Genomic DNA, 17,890 nt, shown 5'->3' with positions numbered 1-17,890 from the left:
ATGAGCGCCCGGTGGACTGTCGAACCCGCCGAACCGCACACGCCGGAGGCCGCCGCACTCCTCCGGCTCTATTTGGCCGAAATGATCAGTCGCTACTACGGGCGTCCAACCGATGAAGCCGAGATCGACCGGCACCTTGCAGACGGCCACGACAGCGATGATCTGGCCCCGCCCACCGGGCTGCTACTGATCGTCCGCCGACACGGCGAGGCCGTCGGCTGTATCGGTGTGCGCCGCCTCGACGCGGAATCGGTGGAACTGACACGTATGTTCGTCCGCTCCGATACGCGCGGCGCGGGCGGAGCTGCGGCATTGCTTCGCTCGGCCGAAGCCGCCGCCCGCGAGACCCACACCCGCAGGATCCGGCTCACTACGCGCAAGGATCTCGTGGAGGCACGGACCCTCTACGCGAAACACGGCTACACCGCGATCCCGCCGTATGGCGACGACCCGCTGGCCGACCACTGGTTCGAGAAGAGGCTGGACAACCGTGGAAAAACAACTGCCGGAACGGGGTCCGAAGTAGATCTCTTTACCATTCGGTGAACCACTCAAACGTGATCCGTGTAACAGAGTAGTCCCCACCGCCGACACCCCTCGGCACCGTCACGCAATCGCGGTGTGCGGCAAGGGGGTCAGCGAGCGGGTCGGCTGCATCAGCCTTGCGACTGAATGCCGACTTCGAAGGGTGAACCGCCACTGTGTCGTCTCCGCTGCTGTCCAAGGGCCAGAACATTCCGCTTCCCGAGGATGTCGACCGTGTCGACATCGTGATCGGCTGGCCGGAACCCGACATCGAGGTCGACGCTTCCGCGCTACTACTCGGCGCGGACCGGCGCGTCGGATCCGATGCCGATTTCGTCTTCTATAACCAGACCGAATCGCCCGATGGCTCAGTGTGTTTCCTCGGAACGAGCGCCACCGAGGAAGGTAAGCAGGCCAGGATCTCGATCGATCTGTCGGCGGTTCCCGCGCACGTGCGCACCATCGCGCTGGCGGGCAGCGTCGGCGAGGGCACCTTCGGGGCGCTGGGCAAACTCGCGTTCCACGTCATCGATCCCGCCGGGCACTCACTGGCCGAGTATCTCACCGCCGACGCGGACACGGAGTCGGCGTTCGTCTTCGGCGAGGTATATCGACGCGACGGCAACTGGAAGGTGCGAGCTGTCGGACAGGGCTGGGAGTCCGGATTGTCGGGGCTAGCAACGGATTTCGGGGTCACTGTCGAGGACGCCGAACCTGCGACCGTAGAGGCGGAAGTCGTTGCATCCGAGGCACCGACGGTACCGGCGCCGTCGCGCGGAGTAGCGACCACCAGGCGCGTAGTACGCAAAACCAAGCCGATCGAATTCAGACAGGCCGAATCGGATACCTGGCAGCCCGCTCGCTTGTTCTCGGTCATCGGGGTGGGCGCGGGCGAGGAACAGGAACGGCGCACCACCTCCGCGCTCATCGCTACCATGCAGGCCGTCCGCCCTTTTGCCCGCGCCATCTGCGCCCGGATGGGGGCGCCCGCAGGGGCTTTCGAGGGCTACCTCGAGGTGCAGTACGAATCGGGCGATACCAAAGTCATCCCGGATGCGGTGTTGAAGGTGAGCCGCGGTGCCAAGCAGTGGACCGGTCTGCTGGAGGTGAAGACGGGCAACGGCAAGCTCCGGCGGGACCAGCTGGAGAGCTACCTCGACGTCGCGCGGCGAAAGAAGTACGATGCCGTCGTCAGCCTGTCCAACGACATACCCGCCGGGCCGGGAGAGCTGCCCGTCCAAGTGGACCGTCGCAAGCTGACGAAGGTCGCACTGCGCCATCTGTCGTGGGCCGAAGTGGCCCACGAGGCGCGCATGCTCACCGCGCACGGCGGTATCGACGACGCACTGCAAGCGTGGATTCTCGCCGAGTTCCTGCGCTTTCTCGACCATCCCCGTTCGGGCGCAGCCGAATTCGTCGACATGGGCAGGCACTGGGTCGCCGTTCGTGACGCCGTCACCCAGGGAACGCTACGTGCCGGCGATGCGAAAGCGCTGACGGTCGCCGACACGTGGGTGGCGCTGTGCAGGCATCTCGCGCTACGGCTCACCGCCGAACTCGGTGTCGAGGTCAAGCATGTCCTCGCCCGCAAGTTCCACTCCGATCCGGCGGTCCGCGCCGCCGCCGTCGCCGAACGGCTGGCCACGGACGGTTCGTTCGAGGCCATCCTGCGCATCCCCGACACCGCGGGCGATCTCACCGTCATCGCTGACGTGCGGACGAACAAGGTCCGCTGCCGCACCACCATCGCCGCACCCGACGAGGGCACCCAGGCCCGCCGCGTGTCCTGGCTGACCAAACAGCTCACCGAGGCACCCGGCCGCGTCCAGGTCGAAGCCGTCTTCGCCGAACGCGGCAACGAAACGTGCGAATTCCTCGACACCGTCCGCACCACCCCCAAGTCACTTATCGACGGCCGCACCAGCCCGATCGTCTCGTTCACCCTCGAACAGACCTTCCCCATGGCCAGCAAACGGTCCGGCACCGCGGCCGGCTTCATCGCCGGCGTCACCACGGCCACCGACGCCTTCTATGGCGCGGTGATGCAGCCTCTGCGCGAATGGGTACCCGCGGCTCCGAAGCAGGCCGATGTCACTCCAGAGCCGGTCGAGTAGTCCGATGACCGCTCAGCGGATTGCAGGATTCCGGGCAGTTCACCCGTGATGGGCGAGGTGGGAGCGACGGTTCGGATCTAGGGTCGCGGGGTCTGGACAATTGCCTTCGATTCGAGGAGAGCCGATGCCTCTGCAGCCGATATCCGATCTGCCCGCCGCGACCATCGGGTTCCGGGCCAGTGGGACGGTGACCGCCGACGACTACGCGAATGTGCTCGATCCGGCGATCAGGAAGGCCGTCGAGCGCGAGGAACCGATCAATATGGTCTATGTGCTCGGCGAGGAATTCGACGGGTATTCGTTGGGGGCGATGGCGAAGGATCTGGAGTTGGTGAAGGTGCCGCGGGACATGTGGGGGCGGATCGCGTTGGTCACCGATCACCGGGTGTTGGGCGAGGCTGTGCATCTGCTGGGGTTTCTGATTCCGGCGCAGGTGCGGGTGTTTCCGGTGGACGACGAGGGTGATGCACTCGCCTGGGTTCGGTGAATCGAACAGCGGTCAGGCTGACCCAGCCCTTGCCGACGATCGATTCGGCTACTTCGCCTCCGGGGCCGGCGAGATGCCGCCGCCGTGGTAGCGGGTGGCGGCGTTCCAGAGGAAGAAGCTGTCTATGCCCGCGTCTCGGGTGGCGTCGATCTGGGCGCGGAGTTCGGCGTCGCCGTAGGTGATGCCGAGGCTGAAGTCCTGGAGCCACGGGACCACTTTCGCGCCGGTGCCCGCTGTGGCCACTTGGAAGTCTCGTAGGGAGCGGAAGATGATGTCGTAGGGCTGGGCGTTGGGGTTGGCGACGCCGTACTCGCCGGGGCCCCAATGCGATGGGTAGACCATGGGCGCCACGAAGTCGACGCTGCGCGACATCAGGGGGATGTCCTGGGCGATCTCGTCGGGGCGGGTGGACGCGATTCCGTAGACCGCGGCGCTCAGATGCGCGCCCGCGAGGTGTACCGGGTAGCGGCTCTGGGCGAGGAAGTCCGCGACCGCGGTGGCGGGGGTGCCGGTGAGTCCGGCGAAATTCATGCTGGTCAGGCTGCCGTCGGGGCGGCGGACGTAGTCGTACATGATGCCGTCGAAACCGAGCTGTGCGGCTTCCACGGCGAGGTCGATGTTGTAGCGGCGTACGTCGGGGTGCGCGACATTGGTGAAGGCGATCGGGCCGTAGTGGCTGGAATAGGGCTGGCCGGACGGGTTCTGGACGACCCAGTCCGGCCTGCCGTTGTGCCAGGCCCACGCGGCCACGGTCGGATCGCGGAACGCGACGATGCGGCCGACCACCTGCAAACCCAGGTCGTGCAATTGCCGCAGGGCCGACGGTGCGTCGTAGATCGAAGCGACGGCACCGGATTCGCGGGCGAGAGACACTTGGGAGTCGTAGCCGACGACGCCGTCCTCGTCCTTGATATCGAGCTGCACCGTGTCGATGCGACCTTCGCGAGCGAGATCGAGAACGGCTTCGCGCAAGCCATCGTGCGCCCATGCGTGCGCGGTGACGTGCACGGCCCGCATCCGCGGCAGCGCGAGCGTGGTGACGGCGACGCTGCTGCTCTGATTGCCCGCGGCGTCCACCGCGACGACCTCGACAGCGGGCGCCCACGGCACCGAGATCTCGAAGGCACCGTCCGGAGCCGGGGTCACCGCCGCCTCGCCGATGGACACCCGTACCGCGTCGACAGCGTTACCGCGCACCACAACCGGCTCGCGATACGAACGGTTGGGATCGGCCGGTGTCAGCTGAAGGGTCGGTGGCACGGTGTCCGCCGATGGCAGTTCGCCGGATCTGCTCAGCGCGAACCCGGCCACCAGAGAGACGACCAGCGCCGCGAGGGCGACACCGATAACGGGAGTCGTCCATCGCCGTCGATCGGCCGATCGGAGTTGCAATCCCAACGTCAACACCGCCTTCCAAAACCATTGACACGCCAACTATTTCGTAGTCCCGACACGGCGTACTCGGTATCGATGAATCGACTGTAATCCGTCGCCGCGGCGTAATATCGCATTGATGATGGGCGGTTCGAACACAATGTTCCGGCTCGCGTCAGCGACAGCGCTGGCAGCCGCACTCACGGCCTGTGCCGCCGTGGAAAAGGAAGCGGCTTCGGCGCACCCGGCGGAGTCGGTGACGACAATCGCGAGACCGGCACCACCGAATCCGGCCGAGATCGCCGCCAACGAACTGGGACTCGTCCCGGTCCTGATGTATCACCAGATCGCACCGAACCCGGCGGGCGAATACGACCAGACCCCGGCGGAGTTCCGCGACGAACTGGAACGGCTGTACCGCGAGGGCTACCGCCCGGTCACCGCCGCGCAATACATCTCCGGCGACCTCGACCTGCCTGCGGGCACACACCCGGTGGTGCTCACCTTCGACGACTCCACCGGCAGCCAACTCAGCTTCACCGATTCCGGCGCGGTGGCCCCGGACAGTGCCGCCGGCATCCTCGCCGAGTTCGGCGCCCGCTACCCGGACTTCCGGCCGGTGGCCACCTTCTACGTCAACAACGAGCCCTTCGGCGGCGACCAGCGCGCGCTGCCATGGCTGCTCGCCCACGGCCACGAAATAGGCGCGCACACCGCCGATCACGCGAATCTCGCGAGCCTGGACGCCGACAACGTGCAACGCGAACTGGTGCAGAACGTGCGCGCGGTGACCACGGCGGCGCCCGGAGTCACCGTGCGCACCATGGCACTGCCACTCGGCGTGTATCCCCGCGATCACGCGCTGGCCACGGCGGGCACCTGGGACGGCACCCCCTACCGCTTCGATGCCGTCATGCTGGTGGGCTCCAACCCCGCGCCCGCCCCGTACGGCGCGGTCGACCCCGGCGGGGTGCCGCGGATCCGATCGGGCCGGGGTGCGGTCCCGTTCGATTCGGCCTATTGGCTGGACTGGCTCGCCGCGAACCCGGAAGAGCGCTACACCGCCGACGGCGACCCGGCGCGTATCTCCTTCACCCAGCAGCGCGCGACGGAACTCGACGTGCGCTGGCTGGACCGAGCCAACCCGTACTGACGTACGGCGTACCCGGTCAGGCGTACCTGCGGCAGTGCGCAGCTGTCGCGCCGTCAGATGTCCGGTGTGAAGGCGAAGATCTCACCCAGGCGGGTAGCCACGACGACTTCACCTTCGGGGCCGATGGAGGTGCCCGTGGTGGTGCCGGTCGCGGCCGGCAGCGGGTCGGAATCGATGGTGTTGCCGGTGGTGGTGTCGAAGGTGATGAGGTTCAGGCCGGCGCCGATGGCGGCGACGGTGTAGCCGATGTCACCCGCGGTTTGGGCCGGGGTGCCGCGGAGGGCGAGATCCTTACGCTCCCAGACTATTTCGGCCTTGTCATCGCTGTCGTGCAGTGCCATCAGGTAGCCGTCGTCACCCGCGGGGATGATCAGATCGCCTGCGACGGAGATGCCGCCACGGGGCGCCCAGGACAGTGGCTGAACCCAGCGGGTGGCGCCGTCGGCGGTGTTCAGGGCGATGAGGCGCTTGCTGTTGTCGCCGACGTAGACGGTGTCGCCGTCGGCGGAGAGGGTGGGGCTGGTCGCGCTGCCGCCGGTGAGGACCTCGGCGCTCCACTCCTGGGTCACGGCGCCGTCGGCGTAGCGCATCGCGCGCAGGGCGGCGGCCGGCTTGCCCGGCTCCCAGACGGTGACGAAGAAGCGGCCGGTCGACGGGTCGACGGCGGTGGTGTTGGCGACGGCGCAGCGGGGGCCGCCGGTCTGGCAGTCGTCGAGGCCGTCGCCGGAGGCGGGACGGGTGAGACCGGGGTACTTCAGGAAGTCGGGTTCGCCGAGCAACTGCACCGTCGGCACCTCACGACCGCCGGTCTGACGGCTGAGCACGTCGACCTGGCCGGACTGGGTCACCGTCAGCACATTGCCGTCGCCGGTGAACTGGATCGCCACCGGCACGCCCGCCACGGGGGTGCGCCACCGGGGCTGACCGAGGTAGTTGAACGAATTCACCGCGCCGTCGTCACCGACGTAGACATTGCTGACCCCGTCGAGCACGGTCGGCGCCGCGATCGTCGACGGACCGAGCGGGTTGCAGAAGCGTTTGCGGCCGGTGAGCATCTGGAAGGAGAAGATCGCGCAGTTGCCGGTGTTCGAGGTGACGAACATCTGCCCCTCGGCGCCGATCGTCAACGGCTGGGCGATCGGGCCACCCACCGGACGTGACCAGCTCAGCGATACCGAGTCCGCACCCGACACCGGGCTGCTGCTCGCATTGCTGCCGTCGTGATGCGTTGCGGGCCAGCCTTTTCCGGCGCCGACCTTGATGTCGTCCACATCCGTGCCGCACCCGGCCAGCGCCACCACACCGGCGGCAGCGAGCGAGGCGACGACGCGAGTCCGAGTTCGCACCTGCAGATCTCCCTGTGTTATCGGGGTATGGCACGGTAAGTGTGCCCTGCGAAAGTACTCTGTGTAGCCGACGACCGAATCCCCGGGGCAGGCCCGGCGGATCATTGTCCTCGGTCAATGAGGGAGAGTAGTTCGTGACGAGCATGTGGGGCGCGCCGCTGAGCGCGCGCTGGCGTGGATCACGCCGCCGCGATCCGCAGCAGGCCCGATTTCTGACCAGGGATTCGCTGCGCTGGGTGCTCGCCAACCGGGCCTACACCCCCTGGTATCTGGTGCGGTACTACCGCCTGGCCAAGTTCCGCCTGGCCAACCCGCATATCGTGCTGCGCGGAATGGTCTTCCTCGGCCGCAATGTGGAGATCCACGCGACCCCGGAACTCGCGCGCATGGAAATCGGCCGCTGGGTGCACATCGGCGACGGCAATGCCCTGCGCTGCCACGAGGGCTCGCTGCGCATCGGCGACAAGGTGGTGTTCGGCAAGGACAACGTCGTCAACACCTACCTCGACATCGAGATCGGTGAGTCGACCCTGGTCGCCGACTGGTGCTACATCTGCGACTTCGACCATCGCATGGACGACATCAACATGCCCATCAAGGACCAGGGCATCGTGAAGAGCCCCGTGCGCATCGGCCCCGACACCTGGATCGCGGCCAAGGTGACCGTCCTGCGCGATACCAGGGTGGGGCGCGGGTGTGTGCTCGGCGCACACGCGGTGGTGCGCGGAGATGTCCCCGATTACAGCATCGCCGTCGGCGCGCCCGCCAAGGTCGTGAAGAACCGCAAGGTCGCGTGGGATGCGAGCGCCGAGGAGCGCGAGGCCTACATGGCGGCGCTGGCCGATATCGAGCGAAAGAAGAACGCCGCCGCCCAGGGATAAATCGCCGTGCTGCGTGCGTCGAGGTCTGATGGATTTCAGCCCCGGGATGATGATAAAAAGGTTTCATTGACCGAACTCGACGGCCACGACCGACAACCGTTGAATCTCACCGGCGGTGTTCACTTCGGTTGCACGAACGATGTCTTGTGTGATCCCGTCGAGCGCGGGATAATAGTGCTGTCCTGAGCCGGGTGGAGTCAGAATGCCATTATCCGGCGGTCGGACGTTTATCTGCGCCCGGGACACTGACACTGATCATCAATCCCAGGAGGTTCATCATGAACAATAGATTGCGTGCGGCGGCAGCGGCCTTCGCGATTGCCCCCGTCATCGCCCTCGGTTCGGGCGTGGCCACAGCAGACCCTGTACCCGGACCCTCTGCGGGGCAACTCCACGAAGTCGCCGGCGGCGGTTTTTGCGGCCCCATGCCCATGCCATGGTTGGTCGGCTCATTCATCCTTTGGGTGTTCTGCGTGTAGTCATTTCACGTCCGACCGCTCGCGATTCCCGGGCCGATACTATGTCAATTTCCTTGGGCGAGGCTTCCGCGCCTCGTCCAGATTGGTCGGCGCGATGGCCGAGTGCCGTTTTTCCAGTTCGCTGCCGTCACTAATTCCTCCAGGACGTATTCTGCGCGTCGGACATCGAATTCCAAAACATGCGCTGGTCGGAATATCGGCGATTGTTTCGCCGGTCCCGGTCATGCTTTCGGAAACGAACGCTGATTGCCCGAACTGAATCGCGTCACCGGAATTCATTTCGCCGCGACCGCCGACACGCTTCCCGTTGACAGATCCCCTTCGTCGGCAAACCGTCACGCTGCGCGCGCCCGGTCGAGGAAGATTTCAGGACGTCCCGCTGCAGGAGCTGACGACCCGTCCGATATGGCGGGCTGTCGGGGGTGGTGGGTACGGTCGCATGGTGGAGAGTTATGCGGCGCTGCTGCGGGGGATCATGCCGACCAACCCGAACATGCGCAACGAGAAGTTGCGTGGGGTGTTCGAGGGGCTCGGCTTCGAGAAGGTCGCCTCGGTGCTGACCAGCGGCAACGTCGTCTTCCGCACCGCCGACGACCCCGCCGAGCTGGAAGACCGCATTCAGCAGGCGCTCAACGCCGAACTCGGCATCCCGGGCGGCACCATCATCCGCAGTCACCCTGAACTGCGCGCGCTCCTCGACCGCGACCCGTTCGAAGGACTCCCCCACGAGCGCGGCTCCTACCTCACCGTCACCTTCTTCAAAACGAAGATGCGCGAAGCCGACACCAAGGCCTTCGACGACGACCCCCTCACCCGCGTCATCGGCTACGACCACAAGGCCCGTGCCTTCCTCACCGTCGTCGACAACAGCACCGGCAAGACCCCTGACTTCATGGCCCGCCTGGAGAAGACCTACGGCAAGGACATCACCACCCGCACCTGGCTCACGGTGCAGCGGGTGGTGAAGAAGATCGAGAGCTGAGCCCTTCATCACGCACCGAGCCTCGAACGTACAGCAGGCGCTTCGCCAATGCCTTCGAGCGGGAAGCCAAGCGCCACATGACAGCTGAACCAGGTTGTTGCTGGCAGGTTGACCTCGAGACCAATGTCTTCTTCCGGCCCGACAAGTCCAGCTTCCTCACGCCCGAGTTCATGATCTTCCGTTGCCTGCGAGACGAATTCGGCTGGGTCTTCGCCGAGGATGTTCTCCTGGCCGGCGAAGTGCTCTCGCCCGCGAACACGCCGAAGAAGATCGAAGAGAAGAAGCGCCGCTATGCCGAGGGCGGCATCTCCTGGTATTGGGAGGCAGAGCTCGCATCACAACCCCGTCGAATCAGCGCAGTCCGCGCCTATGCGTTGTCGACCGATGCGCTCCACCTCCCGCAGGGCGTTACACCGCTGCGGCGGGCCAACTACATCCTGACCGGCGAATGGTTCGCCGAAGATCACGGCGGAGTGCACACAACCCATCCCTTCCCCATCGATATCCCCTGGTCAGATCTGGCCTTCTGAACTGCGAGGGCTGAGGCGAACCGCATGCGGTCAGTGCCACGGCAGCCGTCTCCCTGGTCCGTCAGTGGGTGGCTGCGACGGCTCGGCAGAGGAAGACGACGCCGGCTCGACCGATTCGGGTGATCACCAGGGTGTACGGGGTGGAGCCTCGTTGTTTGAGTTTCTTGCGGAGGGCGTCGGGGTCGATATCGACGCCGCGAATGAGGATTTCCAGGGAGCCGCAGTCGCGCCGGGAGAGTTCCTGGCGGAGGGTTTTCTCGCGGAGTTCGAAGCGGTCTTCGACGCGGAAGCCGCGCATGCCCGGGGGGACCGTGTCGCCGGTGAGGTAGGCGATGTGGGGGTCGAGTTGCCAGAGGTCGTGTTTCGCGGCGTAGTGGCGGACCAGGCCCGCGCGGACGACGGCGCCGTCGGGGTCGATGATCCAGTCACCGGGGGCTCGGTCGGGGATGTCGTCGGGGGCGGCGTCGGTGAGAGTTGTTGTGCCGCCGCGGGAGTCCAGGACGGTGGCGCGGCGAGTGACGCCGGGCTCGGTGAGGCCGGGTGACCACAGGCAGGCTTCGCGCACAGCGCCGTCGAGGGAGACGATCTCCACTTCGCCGTCCCAGCCGAGGCGGTCGAAATCCAGGCCGGGGGCGGATTTCACGGCGATGTCGCGGCCCGTGTACGCGGCCAGCAGATCCGGAAGTGGGGGCTGGAGTTTCGCTGGGTCGTAGGTGCGGCGGCCGTCGGCTCTGCGCGCCGGATCCGCGATGATCACGGTGTCGCGAGTGATCGGCGTGAGCGCATCTGCCATGGCCAGCACAATGTTTCGCGTCCCGATCGCGACGTTCGACTGTTCACCCGGCACGCCGCGGCGGAGGTCGTCCGCACGATCGTGGGCTGAGCCGGCCCGCTCCGCGCGGTCGCTCGGACTCGAGGCAATGGTGCCGGGGTCTGCCACCGATGGCGGCGAGACCTCGAGGTTGTGGGCGGCCATGGCGAGCCGCACATCGTCGAGATCGCTGCCGATCACGGCCGGACACCTCGCGGCCAGCTCGGCCAACTCCGCCCCGATCGAACAGGTCACGTCGTGCACCGCGCGACCGGCCAAACGGGCCGCCCGATGTCGGGCGACGAGCGTGGGCGTCGCCTGCTGCAGCGCGTCGTCGGTGAACAACCACTCGGCGGCATCAGGCAGCTTCACCACGGCCTTGCGACGCAATCGCACGGTCTCGATCAGCGCGGCGGCACGATCACCGTGCGAACGACGCACCTGCTCGATATCGCGCAGGTGCGTCGCGGGGATCAGCTCCAGCCGGTCGACCTCGGCGAGCGCGGCACGGCCTGCCGCGCTGCCGAGGTAGGCGACATCGTCGCGGCCGAAGCGGTAGCCCACCTACTTCTTCGCCGCGCCCGGCTTCACGCCGGTGATCATCGCGTTGTAGAAGAACTCACGCGGCACGACCTTGCGCAGCACGTTCTCGTCCAGCCAGCTCAGACCCAGCCACGCGCGGTACTGCGCCAGGCGGTACGGCATGGTCAGCTTCTCGTCGGGGACGGCGGCCTCGAAGGTGCGCACCGGCCAGCCCCACAGGGCGGCGGCGAGTTCCTCGGTGGTGGCCTTCACATCGACGGCACCCGCGGACTTGGCCATCTTCTCGAGATCGCTCGGGTCGAAGGTGTGCAGGTCGACGACGGCCTCGAGCGCGGCCGCGCGGGAGGACTCGTCCAGCTCGGTCTGCGGACGACGCCAGCCGGCCAGGAACGGCAGTTTGGTGATCTCGGTGGTCACCTTCCAGGTGGCCTGGCCGAGGCGGCGAGCGTAGATGTTGCCGATGGTGGTCGGCTCACCGGCGAACACGAAGCGCCCGCCCGGCTTGAGCACGCGCAGGCACTCCTTGAGCGCCAGCTCCACGTCGGGGATGTGGTGCAGCACGGCGTGGCCGCAGACCAGATCGAAGGTGTCGTCGTCGTACGGGATGGTCTCGGCGTCGGCGACGCGACCGTCGACATCCAGGCCGAGGTGCTCGGCGTTGCGCAGCGCGACCTTCACCATGCCGGGCGAGAGGTCGGTGACCGAACCGGACTTGGCGATGCCACCCTGCATCAGGTTGAGCAGGAAGAATCCGGTGCCACAGCCCAGCTCGAGCGCGCGCTCGTACGGCAGCGGAGCCGGGCCGACGGCGAGGTCGAACCGGCCGCGCGCATACGCGATACAGCGTTCGTCATAGGAGATCGACCACTTGTCGTCGTAGGTCTCCGCTTCCCAGTCGTGGTACAGGACCTGGGCGAGTTTGGTGTCTTTGCGCGCTGCTTCGACCTGGGCCTCGGTGGCGTGGGGGTTCGGCGCCGGGTCGTCGGGATGGACCGTCATGCAGGCCAGCCTAATATGTGCGCCCGGGCACGCTGCTGCTGGGACAAGCGACGGGCCTTTCCACCGCGCGGGACCGACCGTCGCGCGCCCGCGAGCGCGAGCCGACCCCGGTCCGAACGGACGCTTCGCACCCCACCGCCGCGGAGTCGCTGAGAGTTGCCCAGGTTGTCGCACGATCGGTATGCGCGAAGTTAACAAGGGTTCCGAACCGGTTGCTAGCGGCCCGTGAAGGTGGCGGCGTTGGGCCCCTCGGCCGCGAAGGTGCGAGTGCCGGTGCGGGCGTCGTCGGTGTCGAAGAGCGCCGACCATTCGGTGACGGCAGTGGAGTGACCGTGCGGGCCGGACTCGAAAACCGCCTTGGCCGCGGCGAGGGCGCGGGGCGCGGCGGTGACGAACTGAGCGGCCCACGCGCGGGCGGCGGTGAGGACATCGTCGGGCGCGACGACCTCGTCGACCAGGCCGAGCTTCGCGGCCTCTTCGGCGTCGACGAAACGACCGGTGTAGACGAGGTCCTTGGCCCGGCTCGCACCGATCAGCAGCGAGAGCCGACGGATGCCCGAGAGCGGGATCAGGCCAGCTTTGATCTGCGGCAGACCGAGTTTCACGTTGTCACCGACGATCCGGTGGTCGGCGCCGAGTGCGAGTTCGAGACCGGCGCCGAGGCAGTAGCCGGTGATCGCGGCGACCGTCGGCTGCGGAACCCGGGTGAGGCAGCCGAGCGCGGCCTGTAGATCGGCGGCCATGGCGGCGGCCTGGCCGGCGTCGAGTTCGGCCAGCTCCGACATCTCGTCACCCGCGCTGAACACCCGCTCGTCGCCGTAGACGATCAGGGCGCAGACCCCGGGATGCTGGGCCACCGTGGCCGCCGCGGCCGCCACCTCGCGGGCCAGCTGGGCGTCGACGAGGTTCAGCGGCGGACGATCGACGCGCAGCAGCGCGACGCCACGGGTGGTCGGCTCGGCGGGCAGCTCGAGGGTCACGAATTCGGCCATGCGCCTCAACCTACCGGCCGCCGAGTGCACCCAACTCCGGCAGCTCGTCGAAATACCGTTCGATGTCAGGGAAGTTCGACAGCGGTCGACCGCCCGCTCCCGGCGAGTACTTCGGCATGATCGGCTCGACGACACGGTCGGCGGCCAGCACGGCCGCGGTGTCGGCGAACTCGCACAGCGCGTCGAGCTGCGACCACGTCGGTGGCATCAGCACGTGTTCACCTGCTCGCCAGCTCGCCAGCGCGTCTTGCGGGGTCCGCCAGGTCACCTGGGCGGCCTCGGAGGTGGCGCCGTCGGCGATCTGCCCCTCGGGGAGCACCGCGACGAAGAAGCGGGTGTCGTAGCGGCGGGGTTCGGCCTCGGGCGTGATCCAGTTCGACCACGGGCGCAGTAGGTCGGCGCGCAACACCAAGCCCTCGGCCGCGAGGAAATCGGCGAGCGATAATTCGCGGCGCTCGAGCTTGCCCCGCGCTTCGCGGTAGCGCGCCGAGTCGTCGACGACAGAATCCGCGGTCGGCCCGGCGAGCAGCACTCCGCATTCCTCGAAGGTTTCCCGCACGGCAGCGGCGACGAGGGCCTGCGCGGTCTGTTCGTCGGTGGCGAAACGCTCGGCCCACCAGGCAGGTTCGGGGCCCGTCCAGGAGATGTCGGCCGTGCCGTCGGCAGCGTCGACGCCGCCGCCGGGAAACACCGTCACCCCTGCCGCGAACGCCATCGCCTTGACCCGGCGCTGCAGGAACACCTCGATACCCGCCTCGCCGTCACGCACCAGCATCACGGTCGACGCGTCCCGCGCGGGGACCCCGGACTCACTCATACCGTTCCTCTCCACCACCGAACCGACGGCCCGGCGACCAACACCGCACCGGCCTACCGACCGGTCCCGGCTGCCTACTTCGAGTGCGGGCAACCTTTTCAGCACCCTAACGCCCGCTTGGTCGACGGTGCGTCGAGATCCCCGACTGACCGACCCCTGCCAGCTCGGACAGCCGGAATCGGCGCACACCGCGCGAACGGTCAGTTCCGGCGCCGATGCCCGCCTGAACGACGAGCCCGCCGCGCGAACCAGCGCCCGTCGACCCGGTCCAGGGCGATCGACTGGCTGAAGGCATTGCTCAAATTCTCGGCGGTGAGCACGTCGCCGAGGAGCCCTTGGCCGACCACCTCGCCCTCCTTGAGGAGCAGCGCATGGGTGAAGCCGGGCGGGATCTCCTCGACGTGATGGGTCACCAGCACCATCGCGGGCGCGTCGGGGTCGGCGGCGAGATCGCCGAGACGTTCGACGAGTTCCTCACGACCACCCAGGTCGAGGCCCGCGGCCGGTTCGTCGAGCAGCAGCAGTTCCGGATCGGTCATCAGGGCGCGCGCGATCAGCACCCGCTTGCGTTCGCCTTCGGACAGGGTGCCGTAGGTGCGGTCGGAAAGATGTTCGGCGCCGAGGGTTTCCAGCATGTCGACGGCGCGTTCGGTGTCGATGTCCTCGTAGCGTTCGCGCCAGCGGCCGAGCACCGCGTAGCCGGCCGAGACCACCAGGTCGCTGACCTTCTCGTCCACCGGGATCCGGCTGGCCACCGCCGCCGAGGACAGTCCGATGCGCGGGCGCAATTCGCTGACGTCGACGCGACCGAGCGTCTCCCCCAGCAGATTCGCGTCACCGGAGGTCGGATGGAGTTCGGCGGCAGCCATTCTCAGCAGCGAGGTCTTGCCCGCGCCGTTCGGGCCGAGCACCACCCAGCGTTCGTCGAGCTCTACTTGCCATGAGACAGGGCCGACCAGAGTTCGGCCCGAGCGACGGATGGTCACGTCGGAGAAGTCGATGAGCAGATCGGGATCGGGTTGCGACACGCGCTCCATCTTGGCCCACGCGGGCTCTCAGCGCAGCGACCGGCCCGTACGAGATTCGTCGGTCCTGGTCGTCGACGGGTCCCGCGCGTTGCGAACCTCGCTACGCAACATCCGCGCGGCGACAAAAGAGACAGGCACCGACAGCACGATCCAGACGAGCAGGATCACCACAATCGTCGTCGTCATCGCGGAACCTCCGTGTGCCTCGATGTGTTCGGCTGTCGGTTACGGATACCGTTGCCGTTCGCTGCGAAAAGCTGCATGCGCTCCATCAGGCAGCCTCACCTTGCGGTGAAGCGGTCCCCGCCTGCCCCAGCCGCAGCCGGTGCGGGGTAGACGCTTCGCAGCCTCCTGCCTCGTCCGCTCGCGCAGGCTCGGTCTTCTGGATGGCTCCACGTCCTGGCACCGACCCACTGCCGGCACAACTCTGTTCACCCAACATGTAATGGGTCTCGCCGAGTCGGGCGAGGTTGATCGCGGCATTTCGATCACGATCGATCAATAAACCACAGAACCCACACTCATAAACGCGGTCGGCGAGGGTCAGGTTTGGCTTTCGCCCACCACACCCCGAACACGTCTTCGAACTCGGAAACCACCGATCAGCTTCCACCAGAACCGATCCGTACCAGCGAGTTTTATACGCCAACTGCTGCCGGATCTGGGCGAGGGCCGCGTCAGCAAGCGCCCGGTTCAACCCCTTCTTTCGAGCACCACCGGCAGATCGCATCCCTGCCGCGTTCAGTTTTTCCACCGTGATCACCTGGTATTGCTGGGCAAGCACAGTGGTTGCCTTATGGAGAACGTCCCGACGGACCGCCCCAGACCGTCCGTGGATACGGGCAATCCGTGCCGTGGTGTCCTGCCACCGCTTCGACGGACGGCGTCGGCTTTTCGTGACCCGGTCATACGGACCCTGCTGACGTGCCGCCTTTCGTTGTAACACCCGCAACCGGGCTTGTGCGGCACTCAAAGATTTAGGCGCCGGAACACGCGCGACCTCACAACCTTCAGCGGTCGCGATCACCAGCAGCGCATCAGCTTTGACCCCGACGTCGACGCCGACTACTGGATGTGGCGATCGACGGGCATGTGCTGGACGGGTTTTGGCCGCGACAAGGGTTTGGAACGATACGTGCCATCGGCGTCTCGAGTCCTGAGCGAGGGTGGCTGACAAGATCCGTGCGGATCCGGCCTCGATCCGACGGGCGAGTTTGCGGGTGGATTCGTGCGTTTTGAGCCGCCCGACCCGCGGCAAGACAACGTGGTGGCGGTCGGGTTCGACGCGGATCGGGCCGGTGGTGAACCGGACCGATCGCCGGGATCGGACCGCGGTTTTGAATCTCGGGAATCCGACCGGTTTTCCCACCCGCACACCGGAACTGGAGCTCGCCCAGTTGTCCAGGCCACGCGCTAGCGCGTCGAGCCCGCTATTGTAAGCCTCTTTCGAGTTCTCCGCCCACCACGGTGCGTGCTCATATTTGCGCTGGTTCCAGATTTTGCGAAGCTTCGGCAGTGACCAACCGAGCGACGGGGTCAGATCGGTGTCAGTGATCCCGTAGCTGCGTTCGGCGGCACGCTGATCCAACACCGCTTTGACCAGGGCAAGCATGTGGTTGAACGCGAATCGGGATGCACCGCAATGCGAACCGAACATCGAAATTTGTTGTGGCGTGGGGTCGAGCGCGAATCGATAGGCCTGAACCGTCCACCCCTCGGGGATCTCGAACCTGGTCACCAGCGATCACTCCTTCCCCCGAGTTTCGTTGCGAGCAGCCAACACGGCCACTATTCCATAGCCATACGACATATCTCGATCCGTCGCCAGTAGTCGAGAGCATCCCTATCGATGATCGCTCACGGTCGATCACATTCGTTCGCGAAACACCGAACCGCTGAGTACCCCCTGGGCAGGGGCGCTACACACAGCGACCGCGGCGCCTCACGAAAACCTCAACCGAACCGTCGAATTCGGATGCTTGTGTCGAGGAGATCAACCGTGCGCGGGCACCGCGATCACCGTCATCGAGCCGGGCGCCACCTCGGTGAAACCGGCATCGCGCACAGCCACCGCACGACCCGCGGCCACCTCGGCCACCAAGCTCGCCCACCGCGCTTCGTCGGCGTCGCGCACAGCGCACCGGAACTCGCGGGCTGCCCACGCGGCCGCCGCGTCCACGGGCAGCGCACCCGCCAGCAACATGCTCGCATGCCCGACCTGTGCGGCCGCCTTGCCCACCGACATCGCCAATACCGTGTTCACCCACAGCACCGGCAACGCCGGATCCGCGGGCCCCGGCTCGTCGTGCTCTAGATCGGTACCGCCGATCTGGAGTTTGCGGATGCGCTGATCGATCTCCCCCACCGGGCCGGGGACGAACGCACGAGCCTGCGCGCCATCGACATCGACAGTCATTCCGTCGACGTCACCCGCGGCCACCCACTGCGCACCACGCGCCCGCCGGGCCACCTTCCTGATCCGTGACCGCTTCCACGCGAGATACCGAGGCTCCCACTCCCCGCCGGGCCCCGAACGCGGGTCGAGGCACACCGCCACCGCCGCGGCTGCCGCGGCCTCCAGCAGTGCGCTGCGGGCAGGCGGATCGATCTTGGGTATGTGCAGCACCATCTGCATCGCCTGGACCATCGCCGGGTCGTCGGGGTCACCGTTGCCGCCGTAACCCTGCGCCAATTCCGCATGCCGAGCGGCGAATTCGGCCGCCTCGTCGCGGACCGTCGCCTCGGCCTGCTCCTCGGTTTCCAGCCCACTACCCATGCCACAACACCCGTTCGATCGACACCAGTCCGCCCGCCAGCCTAATAGCGCGG

17 protein-coding genes are annotated in these 17,890 nt (G+C 67.0%); 7 read left to right on the top strand and 10 right to left on the bottom strand.

Going from position 1 to position 17,890, the window contains the following annotated elements:
* From ACFWO8_RS20660 to ACFWO8_RS20650, 3 genes are all read left to right on the top strand, one after another.
* The gene (locus ACFWO8_RS20660) at positions 1-546 is read left to right on the top strand and encodes a GNAT family N-acetyltransferase (protein ID WP_378953349.1); all 546 of its coding nucleotides are present in this window, start codon (positions 1-3) and stop codon (positions 544-546) included.
* A gap of 155 nt (positions 547-701) precedes the next feature.
* A complete protein-coding gene (locus ACFWO8_RS20655) occupies positions 702-2,639 on the top strand; it encodes a TerD family protein (RefSeq protein ID WP_378953347.1) in 1,938 nt (645 codons plus the stop codon).
* 124 nt (positions 2,640-2,763) lie between these two features.
* Positions 2,764-3,126 (top strand): STAS/SEC14 domain-containing protein, encoded by a 363-nt coding sequence (locus ACFWO8_RS20650; RefSeq protein WP_378953345.1) that lies wholly within the window; start codon positions 2,764-2,766, stop codon positions 3,124-3,126.
* Between the two features lie 48 nt (positions 3,127-3,174).
* Here the strand turns inward: ACFWO8_RS20650 and ACFWO8_RS20645 are convergent, their stop codons facing one another.
* Complete coding sequence (locus ACFWO8_RS20645; RefSeq protein WP_378953343.1) at positions 3,175-4,524, bottom strand: putative glycoside hydrolase; 1,350 nt, start codon at positions 4,522-4,524, stop codon at positions 3,175-3,177.
* Positions 4,525-4,639: 115 nt separating this feature from the next.
* Here ACFWO8_RS20645 and ACFWO8_RS20640 point away from each other — a divergent pair, with 115 nt between their 5' ends.
* On the top strand, positions 4,640-5,653 hold the full coding sequence (locus tag ACFWO8_RS20640; RefSeq protein WP_378953341.1) for a polysaccharide deacetylase family protein: 1,014 nt from the start codon (positions 4,640-4,642) through the stop codon (positions 5,651-5,653).
* 53 nt (positions 5,654-5,706) lie between these two features.
* Here the strand turns inward: ACFWO8_RS20640 and ACFWO8_RS20635 are convergent, their stop codons facing one another.
* Positions 5,707-6,999, bottom strand: coding sequence for a PQQ-binding-like beta-propeller repeat protein (locus ACFWO8_RS20635; RefSeq protein WP_378953339.1), 1,293 nt, complete (start codon positions 6,997-6,999; stop codon positions 5,707-5,709).
* Between the two features lie 134 nt (positions 7,000-7,133).
* Between ACFWO8_RS20635 and ACFWO8_RS20630 the strand changes: the two genes are divergently transcribed.
* The 3 genes from ACFWO8_RS20630 (at position 7,134) to ACFWO8_RS20620 (ending at position 9,871) form a co-directional block, all read left to right on the top strand.
* Complete coding sequence (locus tag ACFWO8_RS20630) at positions 7,134-7,880, top strand: acyltransferase (RefSeq protein ID WP_378953337.1); 747 nt, start codon at positions 7,134-7,136, stop codon at positions 7,878-7,880.
* A 918-nt stretch (positions 7,881-8,798) separates the two neighbouring features.
* Positions 8,799-9,341, top strand: coding sequence for a DUF1697 domain-containing protein (locus ACFWO8_RS20625; RefSeq protein WP_378953335.1), 543 nt, complete (start codon positions 8,799-8,801; stop codon positions 9,339-9,341).
* A 77-nt stretch (positions 9,342-9,418) separates the two neighbouring features.
* The gene (locus tag ACFWO8_RS20620) at positions 9,419-9,871 is read left to right on the top strand and encodes a Uma2 family endonuclease (RefSeq protein WP_378953333.1); all 453 of its coding nucleotides are present in this window, start codon (positions 9,419-9,421) and stop codon (positions 9,869-9,871) included.
* Between the two features lie 61 nt (positions 9,872-9,932).
* Here the strand turns inward: ACFWO8_RS20620 and ACFWO8_RS20615 are convergent, their stop codons facing one another.
* The 8 genes from ACFWO8_RS20615 to ACFWO8_RS20580 all read right to left on the bottom strand — a co-directional run bounded on the left by ACFWO8_RS20615 (position 9,933) and on the right by ACFWO8_RS20580 (position 17,837).
* On the bottom strand, positions 9,933-11,246 hold the full coding sequence (locus ACFWO8_RS20615) for a class I SAM-dependent methyltransferase (protein WP_378953331.1): 1,314 nt from the start codon (positions 11,244-11,246) through the stop codon (positions 9,933-9,935).
* A complete protein-coding gene (locus ACFWO8_RS20610; RefSeq protein ID WP_378953329.1) occupies positions 11,247-12,224 on the bottom strand; it encodes a class I SAM-dependent methyltransferase in 978 nt (325 codons plus the stop codon).
* A 215-nt stretch (positions 12,225-12,439) separates the two neighbouring features.
* Positions 12,440-13,216 carry an enoyl-CoA hydratase-related protein gene (locus ACFWO8_RS20605; RefSeq protein WP_378953327.1) on the bottom strand — a complete coding sequence of 259 codons (777 nt, stop codon included), beginning with the start codon at positions 13,214-13,216 and terminating at the stop codon, positions 12,440-12,442.
* A gap of 10 nt (positions 13,217-13,226) precedes the next feature.
* Positions 13,227-14,033, bottom strand: a complete 807-nt coding sequence (locus tag ACFWO8_RS20600) for an NUDIX hydrolase (protein ID WP_378953325.1) — start codon at positions 14,031-14,033, stop codon at positions 13,227-13,229.
* Between the two features lie 200 nt (positions 14,034-14,233).
* Entirely contained in the window at positions 14,234-15,070 is an 837-nt protein-coding gene (locus tag ACFWO8_RS20595; RefSeq protein ID WP_378912610.1) for an ABC transporter ATP-binding protein, read from the bottom strand.
* Positions 15,071-15,088: 18 nt separating this feature from the next.
* The gene (locus ACFWO8_RS20590) at positions 15,089-15,247 is read right to left on the bottom strand and encodes a hypothetical protein (RefSeq protein WP_378953323.1); all 159 of its coding nucleotides are present in this window, start codon (positions 15,245-15,247) and stop codon (positions 15,089-15,091) included.
* An 85-nt stretch (positions 15,248-15,332) separates the two neighbouring features.
* Complete coding sequence (tnpB, locus tag ACFWO8_RS20585) at positions 15,333-16,799, bottom strand: IS607 family element RNA-guided endonuclease TnpB (protein ID WP_378953321.1); 1,467 nt, start codon at positions 16,797-16,799, stop codon at positions 15,333-15,335.
* Positions 16,800-17,054: 255 nt separating this feature from the next.
* On the bottom strand, positions 17,055-17,837 hold the full coding sequence (locus ACFWO8_RS20580) for a peptidyl-tRNA hydrolase (RefSeq protein WP_378953319.1): 783 nt from the start codon (positions 17,835-17,837) through the stop codon (positions 17,055-17,057).
* Between the last annotated feature and the right edge of the window lie 53 nt (positions 17,838-17,890).

This window comes from Nocardia sp. NPDC058480 (assembly GCF_042720495.1).
GTDB lineage: Bacteria > Actinomycetota > Actinomycetes > Mycobacteriales > Mycobacteriaceae > Nocardia.
This window is presented reverse-complemented; position numbering and strand designations above follow the sequence as displayed.

Excerpts from the sequence above, each read along its gene's own strand:
- ACFWO8_RS20660 (WP_378953349.1), top strand. The coding sequence starts at position 1 with ATGAGCGCCCGGTGGACTGTCGAACCCGCCGAACCGCACACGCCGGAG.
- ACFWO8_RS20650 (WP_378953345.1), top strand. The coding sequence starts at position 2,764 with ATGCCTCTGCAGCCGATATCCGATCTGCCCGCCGCGACCATCGGGTTC.
- ACFWO8_RS20640 (WP_378953341.1), top strand. The coding sequence starts at position 4,640 with ATGATGGGCGGTTCGAACACAATGTTCCGGCTCGCGTCAGCGACAGCG.
- ACFWO8_RS20625 (WP_378953335.1), top strand. The coding sequence starts at position 8,799 with ATGGTGGAGAGTTATGCGGCGCTGCTGCGGGGGATCATGCCGACCAAC.
- ACFWO8_RS20620 (WP_378953333.1), top strand. The coding sequence starts at position 9,419 with ATGACAGCTGAACCAGGTTGTTGCTGGCAGGTTGACCTCGAGACCAAT.
- ACFWO8_RS20610 (WP_378953329.1), bottom strand. The coding sequence starts at position 12,224 with ATGACGGTCCATCCCGACGACCCGGCGCCGAACCCCCACGCCACCGAG.
- ACFWO8_RS20605 (WP_378953327.1), bottom strand. The coding sequence starts at position 13,216 with ATGGCCGAATTCGTGACCCTCGAGCTGCCCGCCGAGCCGACCACCCGT.
- ACFWO8_RS20600 (WP_378953325.1), bottom strand. The coding sequence starts at position 14,033 with ATGAGTGAGTCCGGGGTCCCCGCGCGGGACGCGTCGACCGTGATGCTG.
- ACFWO8_RS20595 (WP_378912610.1), bottom strand. The coding sequence starts at position 15,070 with ATGGAGCGCGTGTCGCAACCCGATCCCGATCTGCTCATCGACTTCTCC.
- ACFWO8_RS20590 (WP_378953323.1), bottom strand. The coding sequence starts at position 15,247 with ATGACGACGACGATTGTGGTGATCCTGCTCGTCTGGATCGTGCTGTCG.
- ACFWO8_RS20580 (WP_378953319.1), bottom strand. The coding sequence starts at position 17,837 with ATGGGTAGTGGGCTGGAAACCGAGGAGCAGGCCGAGGCGACGGTCCGC.